Genomic DNA, 24,141 nt, shown 5'->3' on the forward strand with positions numbered 1-24,141 from the left:
TCAGGCTCCGAAGGATTTCACGAGCGCCCTGACCGCCTCGGGCGAGGTCTGGTCCAGGGCCTGGGCCGCGAGGCTACGGCAAGACTCAAGCGAAAGGCTACGGACGCGAGCCTTCACCTCCGGCGCGATCGACGCCGTGGTCGAAAGCTCGGTGACGCCCAGGCCCAGCAGGATCGGCGTGGCGGCGACGTCGGAGGCCAGCCCCCCGCAGACGCCGACCCAGCGATGGTGTTTCGCCGCGCCCTTGCAGGTCTGGTCGATCATCCGCAGCACGGCCGGGTGCAGGGCGTCGATACGGGCGGCCAGCTCGGGATTACCCCGGTCCATGGCCAGCACGTACTGGGTCAGGTCATTGGTGCCGACGGAGAGGAAGTCGGCCTCGGCGGCGATCAGGTCGGCGGTGACGGCGGCGGCGGGCGTCTCGATCATCACGCCCAGCTCGACGCGCTCGACCACGCCCATCTCGCGCTTGGCCTCGTCCAGCACGGCGCGGACGGCGCGCAGCTCGTCCAGGCTGGCGATCATCGGGACCATGATCTTGCACTGGCCCAGCGGCTTCACACGAAGAATGGCGCGCAGCTGGGTCTTCAGCAGATGCGGCCGCCACAGGCTGACGCGGACGCCGCGCAGGCCGAGCGCCGGGTTCTCCTCGGCTGGGATCGGCAGGTAGGGCGCGGCCTTGTCGCCGCCGACGTCCAGCGTGCGGATGATCAGCGGCTTGCCGTCCAGGGCCGAGGCGATGGCCTGGTACTGGCGGGCCTGTTCGTCCTCGTCCGGCGGGGTCTCGCGGTCCAGGAACAGGAACTCGGTGCGCAGCAGGCCCGAGCCTTCCGCGCCATTGGCCACGGCGGCCAGGGCGTCGTTCAGCGAGCCGGTGTTGGCGAACACCTCGATGCGGACGCCGTCCTTGGTGACGCACGCCTCGTGGGCGGCGGCCTGGGCGGCGGCCTTGCGCTCCTGGCGCTGGGCGAGAGCGGTCTGGGCGGCTTCCAGGGCCGGCGCGTCAGGCGCGACGCGCAGCACGCCGCTGTCGGCGTCGAGGATCAGCGTCGCGCCGTCCTTGACCTTCAGCAGCGCGCCGCCCAGGGCGACCATGGCCGGGATACCCATGGCGGCCGCCAGGATGGCCACATGCGAGGTCGGACCACCGCGCGCGGTGGCGAAGCCGGCCACGGCGCCGGGGTCGACGCCCATCAGCTGCGAGGGCAGCAGTTCGTCGGCCAGCAGGATCGAGCCGGGCGGCAGGACGGTCCCCTCGTCCTCTTCGCCGGCCAGGGCGCGCAGCACCTGGCGCTCAAGATCGACGAGGTCATCGACGCGTTCGGCCAGGCGGCGGTCGCCCAGGCCGCGGAGGGCCTCGACATAGCCGCCGACGGCCTTTCGCCAGGCGAAGCCTGCGCTCTTGCCCTCGCCGATCAGGCGGCGGGCGCCGGCGGCCAGTTCGGGGTCTTCCAGAAAGGCCAGGTGGGCGCCGAGGATGGCCTTGCGGGCCTTGTCGCCCTTGGCGGCGTTCTTCTCGATGCGGGCGCGGACCACGTCGAGGGCGGCGGCGAGCGCGGCCTCCTCGTGGGCGGTCCCTTCGCCGGCTTCGCGCACGACGATGTCGGCGGCGGCCAGGCGCACGGCCTTGCCGATCGCCAGGCCCGGCGCGGCCAGCACGCCCTTGAGCACGCCGTCGCGTGGCAGCTCGGCGAGACCAGCGGGCTCCGGCGTCACGGCGGCGGGCACAGAGGCTTGAGCCGCGACCGGCCCGCCCTCGCCCATGCCGCTGTCGATCAGCTCGGCCACCGCCTGGATCGCCGCTTCGGCGTCCATGCCCGAGGCCACCACCTGGATGGTGTCGCCGTGGCGGATGGCCAGGGACATGACACCGACCGGGCTCTTGGCGCTGGCGCGGCGGTTGACGGCCACGAGGGCGACCTCGGCCACGAACTTGCGGGCGGTCTCGGCGATGCGGGCGGCGGGACGGGCGTGGATGCCATGGATCAGCGGCACTACGACCTCCCGCGCCACCTCGCCATCGCTGACCAGGCTGGCGGCGGCCGCGCCGCCCAGGGGCGCCAGCTCCATCAGAAAGTCGCCGACCGCAAGCTCGCGATCCTGGTCGCGGCGAACGATCTCGAAGGCGTCCAGATTGGTGATCACCACCGGGGTGATCAGGCTGCGGGCCTTCTGGGCCAGGAAGTCGAGGTCGAAGCCCAGCAGCTTGTCCCCGGCCTTCACGCTCTGGCCTTCCTTCACGAAGACGCTGAAGCCCTCGCCGTTCAGGGCCACGGTCTCCAGGCCCACATGGATCAGGATCTCGGCCCCGTTGGCCGCGCGCAGGGTCACGGCGTGACGGGCGCGGTGGACTGTGGTGACCACCGCGTCGCAGGGCGCGTGCAGGGTCGAGCCGAACGGATCGATGGCCAGGCCGTCGCCCAGCATGCGCTCGGCGAACACGGCGTCGGGGGTCTCGTCGAGCGGCGCGATCCAGCCCTTCAGAGGCGCGGTGAGTACGAGGTTGGACACGGGGCGCTACTCTGTCTGGAACGCTTATTGGGACTTCAGGGTCACACGCTCGATCACCCAGAAGGGATCGAGCGTCTTCGAGGTGAAGGTCAGGCACAAGTCCGCCTGGACCGCATGGGCCGGCAGGCGGGTGGCCACCGTCGACAGGCCCGGATTCTTGGCGCTGTCGCCCAGCGGGATGGCGGCGATGCGTTCGCCGTCACAGCCCAGCCGCACCTCCAGCTCGCCGCCCGGCGTGGCCGGCGGGCGTAGCTTGATGCCGTCGCGGTCCTTGCCGACCTGGAAGTTGAACGGGATCTGGGTGATCCGCGCGGTCAGCACCGCCCCCTTGTCCAGCTTGGCGCCCTGCCAGATCCAGCACGGATTGAAGATGTCGACATACATCATCGGCCGCTTGGCGAGGTCGACGGGCGCATCGTCGATCATGGTGATCGGCACCTTCTCGGTGCAGGCCTTCAGCTGGCCGCTGACCCGGGTGTCGAGCAAGGCCGGGGTGATGGTCCACGACCGCGCGCGGCCCAGGGCCTGGCCGTCGACGAAGGTCTGGGCCTTCACCGTCGCGCCGCTGGCCAGCGCCAGGGCGCCGGCATAGGGCGTCGAGGCCGCCGTCGGAGCCTTGCCGTCGGTGGTGTAGCGGATCTCGCCGACGCCGAGACCGGTCGAGAGCGCCAGAGTGGTCTTGCCGCCCTCGCCTTCCGACGGCGCGCCTTGCGGCTCGAACGGCACGGTGTTGGCGGTGACGCCCAGGACCTTCAGGCGCGCCATCTCGGCCGGCAGGCGGCGAGCGAAGTCGTCCCAGTTCGCATCCGCTTCAGACGACCAGCCGCGCTCGGCCAGGGCCACGGCGCGTGGGAAGGCCATCTGCTCCATGCGCGCATCGGTCTGCATGTGCTCGGTCCAGACATTGGCCTGGACGCCCAGGATGTGCTTGCGCTCGTCCGGGGTCAGCTGGGCCGGAGCCGGATCGAAGGCGTAGACGTCCTTCAGGCTGGAGACGTGGCCACGACCTGTCGGCTCTTCCGGCGACGTGCTCTGGCGGTTGTCGAGATAGAGCACCGGATGCGGCGACAGCACCGTGTCGTGGCCCTGCTTGGCGGCGGCGATGGCGCCGTCGATGCCGCGCCAGGACATGACGGTAGCGTTCGGCGCGAGGCCACCTTCCAGGATCTCGTCCCAGCCGATCAGGCGGCGGCCGCGCTTGTCCAGCGTCTTGCCGACCCGCTGGATGAACCAGCTCTGCAGCTCGTGCTCGTCCTTGACGCCCAGTTCCTTGATCTTGGCCTGGATCTTCGGGCTGGCCTTCCACTGGTCCTTGACCGCCTCGTCGCCGCCGACGTGGATGAAGGTCGAGGGGAAGATATCCATCACCTCGTTCAGCACGTCGTCGAGGAAGGCGAAGGTGGCGTCGTCGGTGTTGTAGAGCCAGGGGAACACGCCCCAGTCGCCCATCTTGCTGGCGTCCGGCGCGGCCGTCCCCAGCGAGGGATAGGCGACGATCGGCGCGAGTGCGTGGCCGGGGGTCTCGATCTCCGGCACCACGGTGATGTTGCGGGCGGCGGCGTAGGCGACCAGCTCGCGGGCCTGGTCCTGGGTGTAGAAGCCGCCGTACTTCGGGTAGTTCACGGCCGCGCCCGGGTCGTGGCGCCAGGCGGCGACCTGGGTCAGCTTCGGGTACTTCTTGATCTCCAGTCGCCAGCCCTGGTCGTCGACCAGGTGCCAGTGGAAGGTGTTGAGCTTGTGGGCCGCCATGGCGTCGATGACCGCCTTCAGCGTGTCCAGCGACTGATAGTGGCGGGCGCTGTCGACCATCAGGCCGCGCCAGGCGAAGCGCGGGGCGTCCTCGATCGACGCGGCGGGGACGGCGACCGGGCCCTTGGCCTCGTCCGGCGTCGCTAGCTGCCACAGCGACATGGCGCCGTAGAACAGGCCCGCGCGCTTGGCCGCGGCGATGGTCACGGACTTGGGCGAGATGTCGAGCTTGTAGGCCTCGCCGGCGGGGCCCTCGCGGGTCAGGACGATGGCGTCGGCAGTCGGCGCGCCTTCGACCACGGCGGGACGGAAGCCCCGCGAGCGCTGGATCAGGTCGGCCAGTTGTTGCGCGACACCCTTGGCCTCGACATCGCCCTTGGCGACGTGGATGCGGGTGGCGGCGGAAAGCTTGAAGGCCCCTTCGGCGCGGACCGCCTTGGCCGGCGCGGGGGTCAGGGTCAGGCCAGCGGTATCGGCCAAGGCGCTCGTCGCGAGCACGGAAGCCAGAGCGAACGCCGAAACGGCGATGGTGCGCAGCGGGGTCTTGGTCACGCGGCCTCGCAAGAAGGATAGGCGGCAAAAAGCGGGCGGGACGGCCAGGCCGCCCCGCCCAAGCTCCATGCTTGCAGTCAGGAGGGGTTCAATCAATGCGCCGTGGCCGGCGGAGACCCCAGGGGGAGCCTCCGCCGCCGGACGTCGGCTTAGAAGCTGACGTTCAGCGTGGCCTGCAGCTTGCGGCCCGTGCGGTAGACACCGCGCGCCAGGGCCGTCGTGTTGGCGTACGAGTAGTACTCGGTGTCCAGCAGGTTCTGGCCCGAGACCGACATCGTGATGTTCTGGTTGATCGCGTAGCCGACCGTCGCGTCCAGGGACTTGGCCGCCTTGACGAACATGTCGTCGCCGCGGTCGACGCCGGTGAAGTACTTCGAACGCCAGTTGAAGGTCGCCCGGGCCGAGAACGGACCGTGCTCATAGAAGGGGCTGACGTTGATCTGGTTCTTCGAGCTGTAGGGCAGCGGCGCGCCGCCCTGGCCCGAAGCGTCGGCGTAGGTGTAGTTGGCCAGCAGGCCGAAGCCGTAGGCGAAGTTCTGCTGGTAGGCGACCGCCACGCCCTTCACTTCAGCCGAGCCCGCGTTGAACGGACGGCTGATCTGATAGGTCGTGACCTTGTTCTGCGACTGGTTGAAGTACGATTCCGGCTGCGTGCGCGTCAGGATGTAGTTCGAGATGTCCTTGTAGAACACTTCGGCCGACAGGATCGCTTGCGGCTGGAAGTACCACTCGACCGAGCCGTTGATGTTGCTCGACTTGTAGGGCTCCAGGTTCGGGTTGCCGCCGCCACCCGTCAGGATGCCGTCCGACAGCCAGAAGTAGTTGGTCATGTCCGCATAGTTCGGGCGGGCGATGACCTGCGCCGCGGCGAAGCGGAACACCAGGTCGTCGCGCGCGTCCACGATGACGTTCACGCTGGGCAGGACGTTGTCGTAGCTCTTCTTGCTGGTCTGCCAGGTCCAGTCAGCCTGGGCGTTGCAGGCCGCGCCGGGCTTGCAGACGTAACCGGCGCTGTCGACCGAGGTCTTCACGTAGCGGACGCCGAAGTTACCGCGGACGTTGTCGGCCTTGAAGTTCACCTGGCCGTACAGGGCGTCGATGTTTTCCTGGATGTTCCAGTTGCCGGCCGTGAACTCGGCGGCGGCGAAAATCGACGGCTTGGGCATGGTCGCGCCCGGAGCCAGCCACTTGCCGCTGTCGACGTACGAGACCATCGACTGGCCATCGATGCGGAAGCGCGTCTCCATCTGCGTGCCGACGCCGTCGAAGCCCTTCAGGTAGTTGCTGGGCACGGTCGACGGGTTGAACAGCGAGGCCGGAGCGGCGACGCCGGTGATGGCGATGCCCGAATACTGCTGGCCGGTCTGGTGTTCACGACGCTTGTAGCCGACCTGGACGCGCTGGATGACGCCGTCGAAGTCCTTGCCCAGGTCGATCTGGGCGTATTTCTCTTCGTCGCTGGTCGGCTTGGAAACGAGGTTGCCGCTCCAGCCCGGATCGGTCGCGAAGGCCGACGGGTTGCCCATCACGTTGGTCGCGTAGGTCAGCTTGCCCGGGGTCTTCGGCGCGCCCGACAGGTCGACGGTGTAGTCGGCCCAGTTCAGGTATTCGAGGAAGACCTGACGCTTGGTGCCGCCGTCGGCGGTCGACTTGCCGATCTCGCCGTTCAGGTCCCAACCGTCGCCCTTGTACTGACCCTTCAGGTGGTAGGTGTCGGAGTTCAGCTCGGCTTCGCGGTACTGCACGTCCAGCACGCTCAGCGCGTTCTTGAACGAGGCCTTGGTGACGACGCCGTTGTTGACCTCGATGCCCGTCAGGGCGCCCAGGCTGTTCCAGGTGTTGCCCTGGAAGGCGTACATCGACTGGTTGGTGTTGTCGTAGTCGGCCTTGATCTTCATCCAGTTGAAGTCGAACGACAGGGCGTCGGTCGGCTTCCACTGCAGAGCCGTGGTGTAGGTCGTGCGGGTGCGGTCCTGCTCGAAGTACGAGGCGCCGAAGGCGTTCGGGCTGCGGGCGTTCAGGTTGGCCGTCAGCGTCGAGGCGCAGGTGCCGACGCAGCCAGCCTTACGCGAGTCGACCGGGTTGTCCGGATTGCCGCCGGCCCACTGGTTGGCCGCCATGGTGCCGTAGCTTTCGACGCCGTCACGACGCAGCTGGTCCTTGGCGCGCTGCACCGAGAAGCTGGCGCCGAAAGTCTGGGCGTCGTTCTTCCAGCTCAGCAGCAGCGAGCCCTGGGCGTCGCCCTTCTTGGAGCGGTCGTTATAGAGGTAGCTCACCGCGCCCGCGACCAGACCGGCCTTCAGGTCCAGCGGCTTGCGGGTGTTGACGATGACGGTGCCGCCGATGCTGCCTTCGTCGATGCGCGCTTCCGGCGACTTGAAGATCTCGACCTTGCCGACGATCTGCGGGGCCAGCAGGGCGTAGTTGAACGTGCGGCCCGGGGAATCCAGGATGAACCAGTCAGCCGAGGCGACGGTCTGGCCGTTGAGCAGGGTGCGGTTCAGCGCCGGGTCGGTGCCCAGGATGCTGACCTTCTCGCCTTGGCCGAAAGCGCGGTCGACCGTGACGCCGGGAACGATGGTCAGGGCTTCGGCGACGTTGGTGCTCGGAAACTTGCCCACGTCCTCGGCGGTGACGACGTCGACGATGGCGTCGGCGCGGCGCTTGGATTCAATGGACTGCAGCAGCGAAGCGCGGATGCCGGTGACGACAACCTCTTCCACGCTGTTGGCTTGCGCGAAGGCGGGCGCGGCGGCCATGACGGCCAGGGCGCTGGCTGACGCGGCCAGGACGGATTTGTGGAAACTCTTCATAACTCGGCTTCTCCCCATTTTTGCCGGGCCTACTGGACCGGAGCCGAACCCCAAGCCCAATATGATACCAATTTTCTGGGAGGTTCCGCAGAAAGTGGTACTTCTCAGGCCTCGGGAGAGAACTGTGACGGAAATTTTGCGGATGACAAGGCCAAAAAGAAACCAATTGCAGACCACGTTCTTATTGGTATGAAAATGGTCATATGCTATCGAGGACCGGTATCGCGGCGCCGTCGATTTGCGCGGTTGTTGTCGGGGAGGCTGTAAATGACGTTTGCTGAACGGATCGGCCGGCTCGACGCCAAGGACGATCACGCCCCGCTCTATAAGCAGCTGCAGCGCGCGCTCCGCGAGGCCATCCAGACCAAGGTGCTGTCGCCCGACGACGCCCTGCCGGCCGAGCGCGACCTTGCCGAAGAATTCAGCATCTCGCGCATCACCGTGCGCAAGGCGCTGGACGGCCTGGTCAGCGAGGGCCTGCTGACGCGCCGCCAGGGCGCGGGCACCTTCGTCGCCGCGCGGGTGGAGAAGAGCTTCTCCAAGCTGTCGTCCTTCACCGAGGACATGATCTCGCGCGGACGCGTGCCGCGCAGCGAATGGATCAGCCGCGCCGAGGGCCAGGTGACTCCGGAAGAGTCGCTGACCCTGGGCCTGTCGCCCGGCACGCCGGTCTATCGCTTCGCCCGTATCCGCTACGCCGACGGCGCGCCGATGGCCGTCGAGTACACCACCATCGCCGCCTTCGCCCTGCCCTCCACCGAAGTGGTCGGCACCTCGCTCTATGAAGCGCTGGAGACCACCGGCCATCGGCCCGTGCGCGCCTTGCAACGGCTGCGCGCGGTGCTGTTCCAGGCCGAGCAGGCCGACCTGCTGGGCGTGCCGGTCAAGGACGCCGGGCTGCTGATCGAGCGGCGCGGCTTCCTGCGCGACGGCCGGGCGGTGGAAGTCACACAATCCTACTATCGCGGTGACGCGTACGACTTCGTCGCGGAACTAAATTCGCTCTCTTGAGTGGATTGGCTTGAGTCCTAAGGAGCATCTTTTGGAGGCGACCGTCTTGACCCGTCCCGAGTCCCCCGCGCCCGCGCGGCTGTCGCCTGAATCCACGAAGATGTTCCTGGAGGCCGGGCAAGCCTCGGCCGTCGCCGCGACCCAGCTGGCCGCCAACGCCCGCAAGATCCAGGCCCTGGCCGAGCGCCTGCGCGCCAACCCGCCGCGCGTGGTGGTCACCTGCGCCCGGGGCAGCAGCGACCATGCCGCCACCTTCGCCCGCTACCTGATCGAGACCAAGGCCGGGGTGCTGACTTCGTCGGCCGGCCTGTCGGTCAGCTCGGTCTATGACGCCTCGCCCAACCTGGAAGGCGCGCTCGTTTTGGCCATCTCGCAGTCGGGCAAAAGCCCGGACCTGCTGGCGGCGGTGAAGGCGGCCAAGGCCGCGGGCGCCTATGCCGTGGCCCTAGTCAACGTCGTCGACTCGCCGCTGGCCGAGCTGGCCGACGAGGTGATCCCGCTGCATGCCGGCCCCGAGCTGTCGGTGGCCGCCACCAAGTCCTACATCGCCGCCCTGGTGGCCATCACCCAGCTGATCGCCGCCTGGACGGAGGACGAGGCGCTGACCAAGGCGCTGTCGACCCTGCCGGCCGCCTTGGCCGAGGCCTGGACCCTGGACTGGACCCCGGCCGTCGAGCGCCTGAAGCTGGCCCGCAACCTCTATGTCCTGGGGCGCGGCGTCGGTTTCGCGGTCGCCCTGGAAGCGGCCCTGAAGTTCAAGGAGACCTGCGGCCTGCACGCCGAGGCCTTCAGCGCCGCCGAGGTGCTGCACGGCCCGATGGCCCTGGTGAAGGAGGGCTTCCCGGCCCTGGTCTTCGCTCAGAACGACGAGAGCCGCGCCAGTGTCGACGACATGGCCAAGGGCCTGCGCGAGCGCGGCGCCGACGTCCTGTTGGCCGGCCCCGGTGAGGCCGGCGGCCTGCCGACCCTGTCCAGCCACCCGGTGCTGGAGCCGATCCTGATGATCCAGAGCTTCTACCGAATGGCCAATGCGCTTTCGGTCGCGCGCGGCTACGATCCCGACAGCCCGCCCCACCTCAACAAGGTCACTGAAACCGTCTGATGCAGGCTGTACTCGTAAATGGCCGCGTCCTGACGGAAGCCGGCGTCGTCGAAGGCAAGGCCGTCCTGGTCGAGAACGGGCTCGTCGCCGGCGTCATCGACGCGGGCGCGGTTCCGACTGGCGCGCAAGCGCACGACCTGGCCGGCGGTCTGCTGGTCCCCGGCTATATCGACACCCAGGTCAATGGCGGCGGCGGGGTTCTGTTCAATGACAGCCCAACGGTCGAGGCGATCGCCGCGATCGGCGCGGCCCATCGCCCCTATGGCACCACCGGCTTCCTGCCGACCCTGATCAGCGACGACCTGTCCGTCGTCGACCAGGCGATGCGCGCCACGGAAGCGGCCATCGAGCAGGGCGTGCCCGGCGTGCTGGGCGTCCATATCGAGGGCCCGTTCCTCAACCCCAAGCGCAAAGGCATCCACGACGCCGACAAGTTCCGCGTCATCGATGACGAGGCCCTGGACCTGCTGACCTCGCTGAAGGTCGGCAAGACCCTGGTCACCCTGGCCCCCGAGCGCACCACGCCGGACATGATCCAGCGCTTGGCCGACGCCGGGGTCCACGTCGCCGCCGGTCACACCAACGCGCTCTACAAGACCATGCGCCAGGCCTTGGCTCACGGCCTGACCGGCTTCACGCACCTCTTCAACGCCATGTCGCCGCTGACCAGCCGCGAGCCGGGCGTCGTGGGCGCGGCGCTGGAAAGCCAGACCGCCTGGGCCGGCATCATCGTCGACGGCCGTCACGTGGATCCTGCGACCTTGAAGATCGCCCTGCGCACCCGGCCGCTGGACCGCTTCATGCTGGTGACCGACGCCATGCCGACCGTGGGCATGGCCGACAAGCGCTTCGTGCTGCAGGGTCGCGAGATCGTCGTGCGCGACGGCGTCTGCGTCGACGACCACGGCACCCTGGCCGGCTCGGACCTCGACATGGCCGGCGCGGTGCGCAACGCGGTGTCGATGCTGGGCCTGTCGCTGGCCGACGCGGTGATGATGGCCTCGGCCGCTCCGGCGGCGTTCCTGGGACTGGGTGCAAAGCGCGGCCGGATCGCCCCGGGTTACGCGGCGGACTTCTGCCTGCTGGACGAGCAGCTGAACGTCACGGCCACCTGGATCGACGGGGTTTCCAACTAGTCGGACCGGGTTCGCAGCGGACAAAGAAAAGGGCGCTGACCTCGCGGTCAGCGCCCTCTCTTTAGGCCGAGCGGCAGTACAGGCTTAGAACTTGTACTTCACGCCCAGATAGAACTGACGACCGTAGTGCACGTACTCTTCCGAGGACATGCGGGTCGAGTCGTCGACCTTGCTGTCTTCCTGGTCGGTCAGGTTGATGCCTTCCAGGGTGACGGTGAACTTGCCGAACTCGTAGCTGACCTGGGTGTCCAGGTTGAACGTCTTTTCCTTGATCCGGACGTCGTTGTTGTTGGTCGCCGAAGGGGCGACCTGGATCAGGTAGGGGTCGCGATACGAGCCCGAGATGCGCGCCTTGAAGCCGGCGTTCTCGTAGTAGAGCGTGGCGTTGAAGGCGTCGGGCGACAGGTTGATCAGCGGCTGGGTCAGCAGCACGGCCGGAGCGGTCTGCACACGCGGGGTGCCGGCATAGGTCGGCGCCCGGATGATGTACTGGATGTCGCTCGTGACGTGCGTGTAGTTCACGATCGCGCCGAACTTGTCGAACGGAGCCGGCAGGAAGGTGAACGGACGCTGGGCGCTGAGTTCGAAGCCCTTCAGCTTGCCGCCCGGGCTGTTGACGTTGGTCGTGACCGTGAACGGCGTGTCGACCGTGTTGTTGTTGCTCAGCAGGCTGGTGGGCAGACCGGTCGCGCCGTAGGGCATGACCTCGGCGGTCTGCTGGATGTAGGACTTGATGTCCTTCTGGAAGAAGCCGGCCGACAGCAGGGTTTCCTTGTCGACGTACCACTCGAAGCTGAGGTCCAGGTTGTTGGCCAGCATCGGGTTGAGGTCGGGATTGCCGCGCGTCAGGGTCTGGTTGGCCTGGCTGATCGCGGTGTAGCCCGGCGTCAGGTTCTGCAGCTGCGGACGCGTCATCACCTTGGCGGCCGCGAAGCGGATGAAGAAGTTCTCCAGCGGCTGGGCCGAGATGTTCAGCGACGGCAGCGTGTTGGTGTACTCACGCGAGGTCGTCTGCACGCCGTCGACCGGCACCGTCTGGACGATGTTGCCGAACGGAGTCGCCACCGTCACCGGCGCGATGCTGCCGGCGTTGAAGTGGCCCAGGGCGGCCTGCTCGGTCTTGATCCAGCGCACGCCGAGGTTACCGCGCACGGGGATGTTGAAGACGTCGTAGTCGAAGTCGCCCTGCAGGTAGAAGGCGGTGTCCTTCTCGGTGATCGACCGCACGGCGCCCAGCTGGTTCAGGGTGCTGAGACGGAAGTCGCCGTTGGCGTTGATGCAGTTACAGTCGTAGCCGAGCTTGGCCTTCAGCTTGTCCAGGTCCGGGGCCAGCCACGAGGTCGGCACGCCCGACGGCAGGTCCAGGCCACGGCCGAAACCGGTGATCAGGCGCGAGACGTCGGCGATGCTGACGCCCGCCGGCAGGGCGAAGCCGGCTTCGGCGGTGTAGGAACCCGCGGCGCTGTTGGCCAGCTGGCGTGAGTACAGGCGCTTTTCCCACGAGCTGAAGCCGTATTCCTTGTAGTCGCCGCCGTAGCGCAGCTTCAGACCGTTCAGGATCTGATAGTCGACATCGGCGCGGAACGTCTTGAAGGTGTTGACCGCCTTGCTGGGACGCAGGCGCAGCAGCGAGGCGTCGCCCTTGTCGCTGGTCGGACGGTATTCGAAGCTGGCCGGGTTGGTCGGATCGAAGCCGTAGTTGAAGTTCGGCAGCTTGTCGTTGGCCGAGTAGTCGTAGCTGTAGTTGTCGCTGTCGTAGCGGTCGAACGAGAAGGTCGTCTGGACCGGGTTGTCCTGGATCGAGCGCGACTGGCCGTACGTGACGTTCAGGTGGCCCGCCTCGCCGAACTTGGTGTCGTAGGCCAGGGTGAACTGGTTGAACTCGGTCTTCAGGTCGTCGTGGCGGTACTCGACCCGGGCGTCGACGTCGTCGAACGTGCCCTTGATCAGGTGACCCTTGCTGTCGGCCGTGTAGTTGACGACGTCCGTCTGGGGCAGGCCCGCGCCGCTACGGCTGAACGAGATGACTTCCAGATAGGTCTCGTCGCGGTTGTTGGTGAAGTTGGCCACCAGCGCGTCGAGGCTCAGCGTCGAGTTCGGGGTCGGACGCCATTGCAGCGAACCGGTCACGCCCAGGCGCTTCTGATCGTACTGCAGGCGGCCATAGCGCGGGATGCGCGGGTGCCACAGGTTGTTGGCGGTGCCCGCCGCGGCGCCGCTAGGCGCGCTGGTGCTGGATGTCGTCTGGCCAATCTGCGCGCACGACAGGCCCGGCGGGACAGCGGGGTTATAGGCCGTGGGCGACAGGGGGCCCGTGAGGTTCGGACAGTTCGAGCCGACCAAGCTGGTCGTGCTCGAGTAGAACGGGAACGCCGTGGCCGAGTTGTTGGCGACGCTCGGGTTTTCCCAGCGGCCGGTCGACGAGCCCTCTTCCAGGGTCTTGCGCTCGGCATAGGCCACCGAGATCAGGGCGCCGATTTCACCGATGCCGGTGTCCCAGCGGTTGCTGGCCAGGAAGGTCACGCGCGGATCGCTCTTACGCGACAGGTCGTTCCAGCCGATCTTGCCGCCCATGCTCAGGGCCGCGCCGCCGAAGTCGAACGGACGCGAGGCCTGCAGGTCGATGATCGCGCCCAGCGAGCCTTCCTCGTTCATGGCCGAGGTCGATTTGCGCACGGTGATGCTGTTGAACAGCTCCGAGGCGAAGATCGAGAAGTCGAACTGACGGCCGCGGTTGGCGCCGCCCGAGCTGTCCTTGCCGCCGGTGGTGGCCAGGGCTTCCAGGCCGTTCAGGCGCACGACGGTGAAGTCGGGACCCAGGCCCCGGACGGTGATGGTGCGGCCTTCGCCGCCGTCGCGGTCGATCGACACGCCCGGCACGCGCTGCAGCGATTCAGCCAGGTTCAGGTCGGGGAAATCCGCGATGTCCTGGGCCTTGATGACGTCGACCAAGTCGTTTTCACGACGCTTGATGTCGAGGGCGTTGGCCAGCGAGGCGCGGAAACCGGTGACGACGACGGCTTCGACTTCATCGCTCGGAGCCGCGGCGGCGGGCGCTTCCTGGGCCGATGCGGCGCCGGCGAAAACCATCGCCAGGGCCAGAGCGCTACCGGACACGCCGTATTGCAGAGCGCGCACGCGCCCCTTGGTATTCTTGGACATAGAACCTCCTCCCGTTGACCATTGAAGACGGCGTCACCGCCGTCCTTGGCCTTCGTTTCGGTTTCGCGTCCTTCCCACGAAACCGCCCCCGGCCTTTAGATCTTCATTTTTGCCACCGGTGTCAGAAGCAAACGTTGGTTTTTGACACCGGTATCAGACGACTAACAAAGCGAATGACGGCCGACAAGGCCACAAAGCGGACACAACCCAAGAGACCGACGCCGCCGTTGCCTTTCCGACACATAACGACGCATTTGTCACAGTAGGGGCTACTGAAACGTTAGCTCTCGTCGGCCTTGTGATGGCTGACCTGGTACAGGCCTTCCAGCATGGCCGCGCGCTGATCGGCCGGCAGCTCTCCCCCCATCGCGCGCAGCAGGCGCAGGGCGTTGAGGTGGACGTCGACCGCGTCCCAGCGCCAGACCCCGGCTTCCGCCAGGCTGTCGGCCAGGGTGCACAGCGACACGGCGGCCTTGTCGACCCCGGTCTCGGACACGAAGTGGCCGACGTCGATGATCCGCGAGCTGAGCAGATACAGCGCCTCGAACGACTCGCTCTCGCGGTCCTCGGCGGCCTTGCCGAAGCGGCGCTCGATCTCGGCGATGGTCTGATCCAGCGCGGCCAGCGAGGCTTCGCGCAGGGTCTCCACCCCGGCTTCCGCGGCGACGATGGCGTCCTTGGCCAGGATGCCGCCGCGCTCCTTGATCATGCCGGCGAGCCGGTTGGGCGGACGGAATTTGCGGACGGTCATACCTGCACCTTCGCTGGGCGCATCATGTTGGCGATTTCGTCGTCCGACATATTGGGCGCCTGCGCCTCGCCCACCTCCGCCGGAAGATCGTCTTTACGCCGCCCATCCGATCCGGGCGGCGGTCCCTCGTGTTTGAAACGCCGATCAGGCCCGATGTAACTATCACATTCGATGAACTGCCGCTCCTCGCGGGCCACCCAGACGATGCGCTCCAGCAGCACCTTGGGCGTGATCGGCTTGGCCACGACATAGTTCGAGCCCGCGTCGCGCAGCTTGAAGATCTGCGAGGTGCGGGTGTGGCCGGTGACCAGGATGACCGGGACGTAGCGGTTGTTCTCGCCGCCCTCGCGCCGCAGCCATTCGATGAATTCGATACCGTCGGTGACGGGCATCTGCACGTCGCTGATGATCAGGTCGAAGGTCTTGGTGCGGATCAGCGCCTGGGCGTCCATGACGCTCTCGGCCCGGAACAGCTGCTTGACCCCGAAACCCGAGACCACCTGCGACAAAATGTCCAGCGAGGCGCCGTTGTCGTCCAGGACCAGAACCGTGGCCTTCTCAAGATTGATCCGCGTCGAGGGTAGGAGCGGGTCGGCCATCGCGCGCCTAGAAGAAGTCGAGCTCGCCCGGGTCGGCGCGCTCCCCCAGGCGTTCCTGGGCGCGCAGGCGCACGACCATGTCGGAGAGGCCAAGACCGCTCAGCAGCGGCTCGATCGAGACGTTCCATTCGCCGTTGGCGTGCTGGCCGATGCGCTCGAGCACCTCGGACAGGCCGTGCAGGCGCTGGCTCAACTCGTCCAGCGACTGCAGGCGCGTGAGGTTCTCCAGCGAGGCGCCGCCCTTGGCGAGGTCGCCGGCCAGATGCTCGCAGTCCCGGCACATGGCCGCGGCCGAAGCCAGTTCCACCGCCAGACGACGCGACAGCTCCCCGACCGGCAGGTGCTCGGTCGGTGCGATCGTCGGCGTCTGGAGCGGCTGGGCGGTCATCAGGTTCAGAACAGATCCACGTCGCCGCTGGCCGCGGCCGGCATCGGGGCCGGGGTCGGACGACGGACATCCTGCGGCGCGTTGTCGACGGCCACCAGACGCTGACGCACGCGGCCCGAGGTCGGCCAGAACTCGACGCGACGGGCCGATACCCCGCCGGTGCTGGACGAGACGATCGGGATGCCTTCGTCGCGCAGGAAGCGCTCGGCGAAAGCCGCGTTGCTGGCCCCGACGTCCGACAGGCCGTCGAACAGCTTAGCCCCGCCGAAGATCTTGGCTTCCATCCGCTCGCGGCGGGCGCCCTTCTTCAGCAGATCGTTGATCAGCACTTCCATGGCGTAGGCGCCATAGCGCACGGCGTCGCCGCCGGTGCGGCCGTCACCGGAGTCCGGCAACAGGAAGTGGTTCATGCCGCCCACGCCGGCCTGGGGATCGCGGATGCACGCGGCGATGCACGAACCCAGCACGGTGGTCATCACCACCTGCGGGTCGGTCGTCACATGGCTTTCGCCCTGGGTCACGTGAACCTTGATCGCCCGTTCCGGGTCGTCGTTATGGGAGAATTGCATCATGTCAGCGGCCCGAAGACTTGCTCGATCTTCTCCCTCAAGCCCTGCACGGTGAAGGGCTTGACGCAGTAGTTGTTGACGCCGAACTGCACGGCGCGCTGGACCAGTTCGCGGTCGGCGCGGCCCGTCAGCATGACGAAGGCGGTCTGACGGATCGGCGGGTGCGAGCGCACGGCGCGCAACAAGGCCAGACCGTCCATCTTCGGCATGTTGAAGTCCGAGATGACGAGGTTGGCGGGCTTGGCCAGGAGGTTCTTCAGAGCCTCCTCGCCATCCGGCGCCTCACGGATGTCCTTGAAGCCGATCTGCTGCAACGCATTGCGGATCAGAGCCCGCATGGTGAGCTGGTCGTCGACCACGAGTACGGAGATGGTGCTAGCTTGCGGCATGGTTCATCGCCTCGCGGAGGCCAGATCGAGGATGGACTGGCCCATGTGGGACAGGGAAACCTGCTTCTCCACAGCGCCAAGTTCGAAAGCAGAGCGCGGCATGCCGTAGACGACGCACGAGGCTTCGTCCTGGCCCAGCGTCTTGGCGCCGGCCTTGCGCATGGCCAGGAGGCCTTGAGCGCCGTCGCGGCCCATGCCGGTCAGGATGGCCCCGACCGCCTTGTCGCCGACGGCGGCCGCCACGGAGTTGAACAGCACGTCCACCGACGGGCGGTGGCCGCTGACCGGGTCGCCCTGGACCAGGCGGCAACGCAGGCCGGCCGAGCGAACGACCTCCAGGTGCGTGGCGCCGCCGGGGGCGACATAGACCTTGCCGGGCTCCAGCAGCGCGCCGTCGGTGGCTTCCTGCACCTTGGCCCCGCTGGCGCGATCCAGGCGCGCGGCGAAGCTGGCGGTGAAGGTGGCCGGCATGTGCTGGGTGATGACCGTCGGCGGGCAGGTTTCGGGGAACAGGGTCAGGATCGACAGCAGGGCTTCCACCCCGCCGGTCGACGACCCGATCGCCACGATGTCGCCCGAGGGCATGAAGTCCTTGCGGCGCGTCGGCGCGGAGGCCGGCGCGGCGCCGGCGTTGGTGCGGACCGAGGCGCGCGCCGCGATCTTCACCTTGGCGACGATCTCGGCCAGGGCTTCCTGGGTGCCGGTGGCGTCGGCGGGCTTGCCCACGCAATCCACCGCGCCCAGTTCCAGGGCCCGCAGCGTCATTTCGGCGCCGGCCTGGGTCAGGGTCGAGACCATGACCACCGGCATCGGCCGCAGGCGCATGATCTTCTCGAGGAACTCGATGCCGTTCATGTTCGGCATCTCGATGTCGAGCGTGACGACGTCGGGGTTCAGGGTCTTGATCATGCCGCGAGCCTCGAACGGGTCGCCGGCGCCGCCGACCACCTCGATGTCCGGGTCACGATTGAGGGCCGCCGTGATCAGGCTCCGCATGGTGGCGGAGTCATCGACGACGAGAACGCGAATTTTCGGCATCAGCGACCCACCTTCCGGTAGGCGGTCAGGCCGCTGCTCTCGAACGCGGTGATGTTGCTGCCAACACGTTCCGAGTGGCCGACATAGAGGCGGCCGCCAGGCGCGACGAGCGGCGCGAAGCGGCTCCAGACGCGTTCCTGGGTGGGTTCATCAAAATAGATCACGACATTCCGGCAGAAGATGGCGTCAAAAGGCCCCTTCATAGGCCACGACGGACCATTGAGATTTAGTTCCCGGAACGCCACCAGGCTGCGAGCGGCCTCGCAAACGCGCCAGGCGCGGCGATCCGAGGCGTCGCGCTCGAAATACTGACCACGCGCCGAGGCCGGAATGCCTTCCAGCAGCGATTCGTCGTAGACGGCCTCGCGACCGGTGGCGAGCACGTTGGTGTCGATGTCCGTGCCCAGGATCCGGATGTCCAGATCGGCCGCGTTCGGCCACACCGACAGCACCGTGAAGGCCATCGAATAGGGCTCCTGGCCCGACGAGCTGGCCGCCGACCACAGGCGCAGACGGCCGCCGGCGCGGACCTTGTCGGCCACCGGCTCCAGCACGTTCTGACGCAGGTCGTCGAAGTGGTGCGGCTCGCGGAAGAAGCGCGTGACGTTGGTGGTCAGCGCCCGGAGCATCTCCTGGCTCTCGTCATGGCCTTTGTCGCTGGCGACGAAGGCGCAGTACTCGGTGAACGAGCGCATGCCGAGATTGCGCAGGCGCTTGGCCAGGCGCGAATAGACCAGCGTCGCCTTGCTGTCGGGCAGGCTGATGCCGGCCAGGTCGTACAGCAGCGCGGCGATGCGCTTGAAGTCCTGGGACGTGAACGCGAACTCGCCATCGACGAGGGCCTCGCGGCGGTCCGAAACGGAAGCGGAACCAGTGGTCATCAGGCGGCCAGGGCCTCCCGTTCAGGCAGGATGCGGTCCAAGGAGATCTCGCTGATCATGCGGCCCTCGATCGAGATGATGCCGCGCACGAAGTTGCGGACGGTGTCGCAGGCCATGTCCGGCGTCGGCTGGATCATGTCGTCATTGACCGACAGGATGTCCGAGACCGCGTCGACCAGCAGGCCGACCGTGCGGTCGCCCGCCTTGACGACGATGAAGACGCTGCGGACGGTCGGCTCGATCACCGGCATGCCCAGACGGCAGGCCAGGTCCATGATCGGCAGCACCGCGCCGCGCAGATTGATGACGCCGCGCATGAAGCCGGGCGACTGCGGGAGCACCGTGGCCGGGCTCCAGCCCCGGATCTCGCGGACCGCCATGATGTCCACGCAGTACTCCTGGTCCCCTACGCGGAAGGAGATCAGTTCCCTGCGGTCTATCCCTGTGGCGGTGGCATGGTCAGTCATGACTTACTCCGCGGCGATGAGGGTGGGTTCGGTGGGGCGAGGCGCGCCGCCTTCGCGGCGACGCATGGCGATGGTGGCGTCCACGTCGAGGATCAGCGCGACGCGGCCGTCGCCCAGGATGGTCGCGGCGGCGACGCCCTCGACCTGCTGGTAGTTCTGCTCCAGCGACTTGATGACGACCTGGCGCTGACCGTGGATGGCGTCGGCCACCAGGGCGGCGCGCGAGCCGTCTTCACCTTCGACCAGCAGCACGACGCCGTCGGTCGGATGGGGCGAGTGCGTGCGGTAGCCGAGGGCCTGGCCGACGTCGATCAGCGGCACGAAGCTGTCGCGGACCGCCAGCACCGAACCGACCGGGCCCAGCGGGCGAACTTCTTCCGGCTTCGGACGCAGGCTTTCGACGATGGCGGCCAGCGGCACGACCAGGGTCTCGCCGGCGACGTCGACCACCATGCCGTCCAGGACGGCCAGGGTCAGCGGCAGGCTGAGCGTGAAGGTCGAGCCCAGACCGGGGCGCGAGGTGATCGAGATGCGGCCGCCCAGGGCCTGGACCGAGCGCTTGACCACGTCCATGCCGACGCCGCGGCCCGACACGTCCGAGATCTTGTCGGCGGTCGAGAAGCCCGGGAGGAAGATCAGGTTGTCGATCTCTTCGTCGGTCAGCTGCAGGTCGGGGGCGATCAGGCCCTTCTTGACCGCGATCGAGAAGACCCGCTCGCGGTTGATGCCCTTGCCGTCGTCCGAGACCTCGATGACGATCCGGCCGCTGCGGTGCAGCGCGGCCAGGCGCACGACGCCTTCGGGATTCTTGCCGGCCGCCTTGCGCTCCTCGGGGCTTTCCAGCCCGTGGTCGATGGCGTTGCGCAGCATGTGGGTGATCGGGTCGGACAGACGCTCGATGACCGTCTTGTCGACCTCGGTGTTCTCGCCGTCCATGACCAGGCGAGCCTGCTTGTGCGTCATGTTGGCGACTTCGCGGACCAGGCGCGGCATGCGCTGGAACACCGACTTCACCGGCTGGGCGCGGATGGCCATGACGCTGTCCTGGATCTCGCGGGTGAGCTGTTCCAGCTCATCCAGACCCATGGCCAGGTTCGAGGACGGGGCGATGCCATATTCGCCGACGCGTTGCGCCAGCATGGCCTGATTGATGACCAGCTCGCCGACCAGGTCGATCAGGCGATCGATGCGCTCGGGGTCGACGCGGATGACCGACTGTCCGGGACCCGGGACTTCGACCTGGGTGGCCTTCGGCGTGGCGGCGGCCGGCGCGGCGGCGACGGCGGGCTTGGGGGCTTCGGCGACCGGAGCCGGCGCGACGGGCGCTACCTCGGCGACGGGGGCCGGAGCGGCGATTTCGATGACGGGGGCCAGCGGAGGCTCGACGGCCTCGACGACGGGCGCTTCGGCGACGGTCAGCAGCGAGGCCAGGGCGTCCTCGACGGCGGCTTCGCCACGGGTGATTTCCAGGTCGCAGTCGCCGTCGACGAATTCGAAGACTTCGCGGATCGCGGCCTCGTCGTCCTCGGTCTCGAGGCGGACGCTCCAGGTCACGAAGGCGGCTTCGGGATCCAGGTCTTCCAGGGCCGGCAGGGCGCGGTCGTCCAGCGTCGCCTTGATCGGACCCAGGCGGTTCAGCTCACGAAGCAGCAGCGCCGTCTCGTTGGCCTTGCGGTACAGGTCCGACTTCGGACGGATCGACACCGTCCAGACGTTGGAGGGGACCAGGTCGGCGTCGGCGGCCTGCGCCTCGACCGAGATGGTCTGCGGCACGAAGATGAAGCCGAGGTCGTCATCGTCCATGGCGTCGTCAGCGGCGACGATAGGCTCGGCAGCGACGACGGGGGCCGGCGCGGCTTCCTCGACCACTGCCGGAGCGGCGGCAGCGGGGGCGGCGTTCGGGTCGGTCCAGGTTTCCAGCTCGGCGGCCATGGCGGCCGAGGCGGCCATGTCGACATCGCCCAGGCCGCGGGCGGCGCTGACGTGGTCGGCCAGGATGTCGGAGGCGCGCAGCAGGACGGCGGCCAGATCAACGGTGTTCGGCACCGAGCCGGCGCGCACGGCGTCCAGCAGGGTCTCGAACACGTGGGCGAAGCGCACCAGCGGCTCGAGGCCGAAGGCGCCAGCGCCGCCCTTGATCGAATGTACGGCGCGGAAGACGGCGTTGACGGTCTCGCTGTCGCCGGCGCCTTCCTGCATGGCCAGGAGACCGCCCTCGAGGTCGGCGAGGAGCTCCTCGCATTCCTGGAAGAAGGTGACCTTGATGGCCTCTAGCTCGTCCATATCCCGTACGTCCTAATTCGCGTCTAGCAACGGGTAGTCAAAAACTCGGTACGCGGTACTGGCCGGGCCTAAGCAGCGACGCGACGGATCGCGTCGACCAGCTTTTCCGGGTTGAACGGCTTGACGATCCAGCCCGTCGCGCCGGCTTCGCGAGCCCGCTGCTTCTTGGCCGGGTCGCTTTCCGTGGTCAGCACCAGGATCGGGATGGCGCGGTAGTCGTCGTCGACCCGCACCGCCTCGATGAAGCCGAAGCCGTCCAGCTTGGGCATGTTGATGTCGGTGATGATGATGTCCGGGCGATGGGCGGAGAGAACCTCCAGGCCATGCTCGCCGTCGACAGCCTCGACTACGTTGAAACCGGCGCCGACCAGGGCCATGCGCAGCATGTCCCGCATGGTCCGGGAATCATCGACCGTGAGAACCGTACGCGTCACGATTCAGCTCCTTGGAATTCCGCCGAGAGGAGCGCCCTTTCGGCGCCGAAAAGACGGGTGGTTTCGACAAAGGCCTCGGAAGGCCCCTTGATGGAAAAGACTTGGCCGTCCTGGTCCCACGCCTTGCGGGCGGCCAGCAGGACCTGCAGGCACAGACCGCCGAGGCGACGGACCTGATCGGCTTCCACGGTGATCGCCGCGCCGCGGCGTTCCAGGAAGGCGGCCTTGAGAGGGGCCGCGGCCTTCAGATCCAGGGTTTCAGGCAGCGCGATCGCAGCGGCCATCTAGAATTCCTCCCAACCATCGACGGCGGGGGCTTGGGCGACGGCCGCCGAACCACTGCTCCGGCCCGGACGGGCGAAGGTGTTCAGGCGAGCCTGCTGCTCGGCCACCGGGTTGCGCGCCGGAGCGTGCTGAGCCGTGTCGGCCACAGCCGGGCGGCTGTAGGCCGAGGAACCCGAGCCCACCGAGAAGCGGGCCATCAGGCGGACCAGTTCGGCGGTTTCGCCCTTCAGCGAGTGCGTCGCGGCGGTCGATTCCTCGACCATGGCGGCGTTCTGCTGCGTGACCTGATCCATCTGGTTCACGGCGGTGTTGACTTCGTTCAGACCGGTCGCCTGCTCGGCGGCCGAGGCCGCGATCTCGGTGACCAGCGCATCGATCTCGCCGACCTTCGTCACGATCCGTTGCAGCGCCTCGCCCGTCTGGCCGACCAGGCTGACGCCTTGGCTGACCTGCTGGGTCGAGCTGGAGATCAGAGCCTTGATCTCCTTGGCCGCTTCGGCCGAACGCTGGGCCAGGGCGCGAACTTCCTGGGCGACGACCGCGAAGCCGCGGCCCGCTTCACCCGCACGAGCGGCTTCGACGCCGGCGTTCAAGGCCAGGAGGTTGGTCTGGAAGGCGATTTCGTCGATCACGCCGATGATCTGGCTGATCTGCTTGGACGAGTTCTCGATCTCGCCCATGGCCGACACTGCCTGATGCACGACCTGGCCGCTATGCGTCGCTTCGCCACGCGTCGTCGAGACCACGTCCGAGGCTTGGCGGGCGCCCGAGGCCGTGCGGCGCACGGTGGCGGTCAGCTCGTCCAGGGCGGCGGCCGTTTCTTCCAGGCTGGCGGCCTGTTGTTCCGTGCGGCGCGACAGGTCGTCCGAGGCGTGGGCGATCTCGTCGGCGCCGGTGCGCAGGCCGTCGGTCGAGGCGGCGATGACCTTCATCGTCTCCTGCAGCGAGCCCATGGCGCCGTTGAAGTCGTCCTTCAGCTTGCGGTACTCGCCGGGGAAGTCGGCGGTGACGCGGAAGGTCAGGTCGCCCGAGGCCAGCTTCTCCAGGCCCTGGGCCAGGTTGCTGACGACGGTCGAGGCTTCCTGGGCGGCGGCCGCGGCGGCGGCTTCCTTGGCGCGGCGCTCGTCGGCCGTGAGGGCGGCGGACTTCTCCTGCTCGGCCCGGAGCGTGTCCAGGTGAAGCTGGTTGTCGCGGAAGACCTTCAGGGCCGAGACGATGGCGCCGAGTTCGTCGCCGCGCGTCAGCTTCTCGAGGTCGATGGTGTTGTCGCCCTTCGACAGCTTGTCGGTGGCGCCGGCGATGTCGTTGATCGACTTGCGGGTCGTCATGACGGTGAACAGGGCCAGACCACCGACGGCGGCCAGGGTGATCAGCGACATCACGATCGTCACGCTCATCGCGGCGGTCGCTTCGGCCTGGCGCTTGGCGCTTTCGCTGTCGATGCGCTTGTTGGCGGCGGCGACGACCTGGTCGAGCGTGGTGCTCATCTTGGCGTATTGCTCCTCGAAGGGAGCGATGAAGCCGACGGCCATGTTGAAGTCGACGCCGATCATGCCGCTGACCGTGTCGATGGCGCTGCGGCACTCATCGAGCTGCTTGATCAGCTCCACGATCTTCGGCTGTTCGCTGGCGGGGAGCTTGGCCTTGAGCGCGCCCAGCTCCTTCTTCACCGCGTCGGTCTCGGTCAGCACGGCGGCCATGCGCGCGTCGTTCTTGGCGACGTCGATGTTGCCGGCCTTGTGGGTCATCACGGTGTAAAGCTCACCGTTGATGTTCGAGATGCGCTTGGAGATCTTCTGGATCTCCATGTTTTCGCGCATGTCGCTTTCCACGACCTGCTTCAGAGCAGCCGACTGGCTCTTCTGAACGACGATGGCGCCGCCGGCCATCAAGGCCAGCATCAACAGCGCGAAAGCCGGCGCGACGCCGATTTTAATGATCAACGGCAGATCGACGAGACGAATCCGTTTCATCGCAGGTCCCCTCCAACCAGCGGTCCGTGCCCACGGATCGCCAACATT

General features: G+C 67.6%; 19 protein-coding genes and 1 pseudogene. 4 read left to right on the top strand and 16 right to left on the bottom strand.

The window, feature by feature from the left end; genetic code table 11:
- From ptsP to AC07NI_RS11235, 3 genes are all read right to left on the bottom strand, one after another.
- Entirely contained in the window at positions 1 to 2,511 is a 2,511-nt protein-coding gene (gene ptsP / locus AC07NI_RS11225; protein ID WP_494618890.1) for a phosphoenolpyruvate--protein phosphotransferase, read from the bottom strand.
- Between the two features lie 24 nt (positions 2,512 to 2,535).
- Positions 2,536 to 4,812 (bottom strand): beta-N-acetylhexosaminidase, encoded by a 2,277-nt coding sequence (locus AC07NI_RS11230; protein WP_494618891.1) that lies wholly within the window; start codon positions 4,810 to 4,812, stop codon positions 2,536 to 2,538.
- A 149-nt stretch (positions 4,813 to 4,961) separates the two neighbouring features.
- Complete coding sequence (locus tag AC07NI_RS11235) at positions 4,962 to 7,625, bottom strand: TonB-dependent receptor (RefSeq protein ID WP_494618892.1); 2,664 nt, start codon at positions 7,623 to 7,625, stop codon at positions 4,962 to 4,964.
- Between the two features lie 124 nt (positions 7,626 to 7,749).
- On the opposite strand from AC07NI_RS11235, the gene AC07NI_RS11240 reads away from it, so the two are divergent.
- The 4 genes from AC07NI_RS11240 (at position 7,750) to nagA (ending at position 10,874) form a co-directional block, all read left to right on the top strand.
- On the top strand, positions 7,750 to 7,818 hold the full coding sequence (locus AC07NI_RS11240; protein ID WP_476064238.1) for a hypothetical protein: 69 nt from the start codon (positions 7,750 to 7,752) through the stop codon (positions 7,816 to 7,818).
- 74 nt (positions 7,819 to 7,892) lie between these two features.
- Complete coding sequence (locus AC07NI_RS11245; RefSeq protein WP_494618893.1) at positions 7,893 to 8,636, top strand: GntR family transcriptional regulator; 744 nt, start codon at positions 7,893 to 7,895, stop codon at positions 8,634 to 8,636.
- 31 nt (positions 8,637 to 8,667) lie between these two features.
- A complete protein-coding gene (locus tag AC07NI_RS11250; RefSeq protein WP_494618894.1) occupies positions 8,668 to 9,738 on the top strand; it encodes an SIS domain-containing protein in 1,071 nt (356 codons plus the stop codon).
- Positions 9,738 to 10,874, top strand: a complete 1,137-nt coding sequence (nagA, locus tag AC07NI_RS11255; protein ID WP_494618895.1) for an N-acetylglucosamine-6-phosphate deacetylase — start codon at positions 9,738 to 9,740, stop codon at positions 10,872 to 10,874. Before AC07NI_RS11250 ends, nagA begins: the two co-directional genes overlap by 1 nt.
- 84 nt (positions 10,875 to 10,958) lie before the next feature.
- Here nagA and AC07NI_RS11260 read toward each other — a convergent pair whose 3' ends face one another.
- The 13 genes and pseudogenes from AC07NI_RS11260 to AC07NI_RS11320 all read right to left on the bottom strand — a co-directional run bounded on the left by AC07NI_RS11260 (position 10,959) and on the right by AC07NI_RS11320 (position 24,140).
- Complete coding sequence (locus tag AC07NI_RS11260) at positions 10,959 to 14,036, bottom strand: TonB-dependent receptor (protein ID WP_494618896.1); 3,078 nt, start codon at positions 14,034 to 14,036, stop codon at positions 10,959 to 10,961.
- 280 nt (positions 14,037 to 14,316) lie between these two features.
- Complete coding sequence (locus AC07NI_RS11265) at positions 14,317 to 14,787, bottom strand: chemotaxis protein CheE (RefSeq protein ID WP_494618897.1); 471 nt, start codon at positions 14,785 to 14,787, stop codon at positions 14,317 to 14,319.
- The gene (locus tag AC07NI_RS11270; RefSeq protein ID WP_494618898.1) at positions 14,784 to 15,386 is read right to left on the bottom strand and encodes a response regulator; all 603 of its coding nucleotides are present in this window, start codon (positions 15,384 to 15,386) and stop codon (positions 14,784 to 14,786) included. Before AC07NI_RS11270 ends, AC07NI_RS11265 begins: the two co-directional genes overlap by 4 nt.
- Before the next feature lie 7 nt (positions 15,387 to 15,393).
- Positions 15,394 to 15,774, bottom strand: a complete 381-nt coding sequence (locus tag AC07NI_RS11275) for a DUF8776 family protein (RefSeq protein ID WP_494618899.1) — start codon at positions 15,772 to 15,774, stop codon at positions 15,394 to 15,396.
- 5 nt (positions 15,775 to 15,779) lie between these two features.
- Positions 15,780 to 16,343: a chemotaxis protein CheD gene (locus tag AC07NI_RS11280; RefSeq protein WP_494620511.1), complete on the bottom strand. Its 564-nt coding sequence runs from the start codon at positions 16,341 to 16,343 to the stop codon at positions 15,780 to 15,782.
- Complete coding sequence (locus AC07NI_RS11285; protein WP_494618900.1) at positions 16,343 to 16,732, bottom strand: response regulator; 390 nt, start codon at positions 16,730 to 16,732, stop codon at positions 16,343 to 16,345. Before AC07NI_RS11285 ends, AC07NI_RS11280 begins: the two co-directional genes overlap by 1 nt.
- A 3-nt stretch (positions 16,733 to 16,735) precedes the next feature.
- Positions 16,736 to 17,770 carry a protein-glutamate methylesterase/protein-glutamine glutaminase gene (locus AC07NI_RS11290; protein WP_494618901.1) on the bottom strand — a complete coding sequence of 345 codons (1,035 nt, stop codon included), beginning with the start codon at positions 17,768 to 17,770 and terminating at the stop codon, positions 16,736 to 16,738.
- Positions 17,770 to 18,651 (bottom strand): CheR family methyltransferase, encoded by an 882-nt coding sequence (locus AC07NI_RS11295; protein ID WP_494618902.1) that lies wholly within the window; start codon positions 18,649 to 18,651, stop codon positions 17,770 to 17,772. Before AC07NI_RS11295 ends, AC07NI_RS11290 begins: the two co-directional genes overlap by 1 nt.
- Positions 18,651 to 19,118, bottom strand: coding sequence for a chemotaxis protein CheW (locus AC07NI_RS11300; RefSeq protein WP_494618903.1), 468 nt, complete (start codon positions 19,116 to 19,118; stop codon positions 18,651 to 18,653). The genes AC07NI_RS11295 and AC07NI_RS11300 overlap by 1 nt, the downstream gene beginning before the upstream one ends.
- A gap of 3 nt (positions 19,119 to 19,121) precedes the next feature.
- Complete coding sequence (locus tag AC07NI_RS11305) at positions 19,122 to 21,401, bottom strand: chemotaxis protein CheA (protein ID WP_494618904.1); 2,280 nt, start codon at positions 21,399 to 21,401, stop codon at positions 19,122 to 19,124.
- Between the two features lie 68 nt (positions 21,402 to 21,469).
- Positions 21,470 to 21,835 (bottom strand): response regulator, encoded by a 366-nt coding sequence (locus AC07NI_RS11310; protein WP_099581620.1) that lies wholly within the window; start codon positions 21,833 to 21,835, stop codon positions 21,470 to 21,472.
- The gene (locus tag AC07NI_RS11315; RefSeq protein ID WP_454718051.1) at positions 21,832 to 22,119 is read right to left on the bottom strand and encodes an STAS domain-containing protein; all 288 of its coding nucleotides are present in this window, start codon (positions 22,117 to 22,119) and stop codon (positions 21,832 to 21,834) included. The genes AC07NI_RS11310 and AC07NI_RS11315 overlap by 4 nt, the downstream gene beginning before the upstream one ends.
- Positions 22,120 to 24,140, bottom strand: a pseudogene (locus AC07NI_RS11320) (methyl-accepting chemotaxis protein). It lies immediately after the preceding gene.
- Position 24,141: the final 1 nt, after the last annotated feature.

The organism is Caulobacter sp. GW821-FHT10E02 (genome assembly GCF_059415225.1).

Coding starts and splice junctions, on each gene's coding strand:
- AC07NI_RS11235 (WP_494618892.1), bottom strand. CDS start 7,625: ATGAAGAGTTTCCACAAATCCGTCCTGGCCGCGTCAGCCAGCGCCCTG.
- AC07NI_RS11245 (WP_494618893.1), top strand. CDS start 7,893: ATGACGTTTGCTGAACGGATCGGCCGGCTCGACGCCAAGGACGATCAC.
- nagA (WP_494618895.1), top strand. CDS start 9,738: ATGCAGGCTGTACTCGTAAATGGCCGCGTCCTGACGGAAGCCGGCGTC.
- AC07NI_RS11260 (WP_494618896.1), bottom strand. CDS start 14,036: ATGTCCAAGAATACCAAGGGGCGCGTGCGCGCTCTGCAATACGGCGTG.
- AC07NI_RS11265 (WP_494618897.1), bottom strand. CDS start 14,787: ATGACCGTCCGCAAATTCCGTCCGCCCAACCGGCTCGCCGGCATGATC.
- AC07NI_RS11270 (WP_494618898.1), bottom strand. CDS start 15,386: ATGGCCGACCCGCTCCTACCCTCGACGCGGATCAATCTTGAGAAGGCC.
- AC07NI_RS11275 (WP_494618899.1), bottom strand. CDS start 15,774: ATGACCGCCCAGCCGCTCCAGACGCCGACGATCGCACCGACCGAGCAC.
- AC07NI_RS11280 (WP_494620511.1), bottom strand. CDS start 16,343: ATGCAATTCTCCCATAACGACGACCCGGAACGGGCGATCAAGGTTCAC.
- AC07NI_RS11285 (WP_494618900.1), bottom strand. CDS start 16,732: ATGCCGCAAGCTAGCACCATCTCCGTACTCGTGGTCGACGACCAGCTC.
- AC07NI_RS11290 (WP_494618901.1), bottom strand. CDS start 17,770: ATGCCGAAAATTCGCGTTCTCGTCGTCGATGACTCCGCCACCATGCGG.
- AC07NI_RS11295 (WP_494618902.1), bottom strand. CDS start 18,651: ATGACCACTGGTTCCGCTTCCGTTTCGGACCGCCGCGAGGCCCTCGTC.
- AC07NI_RS11300 (WP_494618903.1), bottom strand. CDS start 19,118: ATGACTGACCATGCCACCGCCACAGGGATAGACCGCAGGGAACTGATC.
- AC07NI_RS11305 (WP_494618904.1), bottom strand. CDS start 21,401: ATGGACGAGCTAGAGGCCATCAAGGTCACCTTCTTCCAGGAATGCGAG.
- AC07NI_RS11315 (WP_454718051.1), bottom strand. CDS start 22,119: ATGGCCGCTGCGATCGCGCTGCCTGAAACCCTGGATCTGAAGGCCGCG.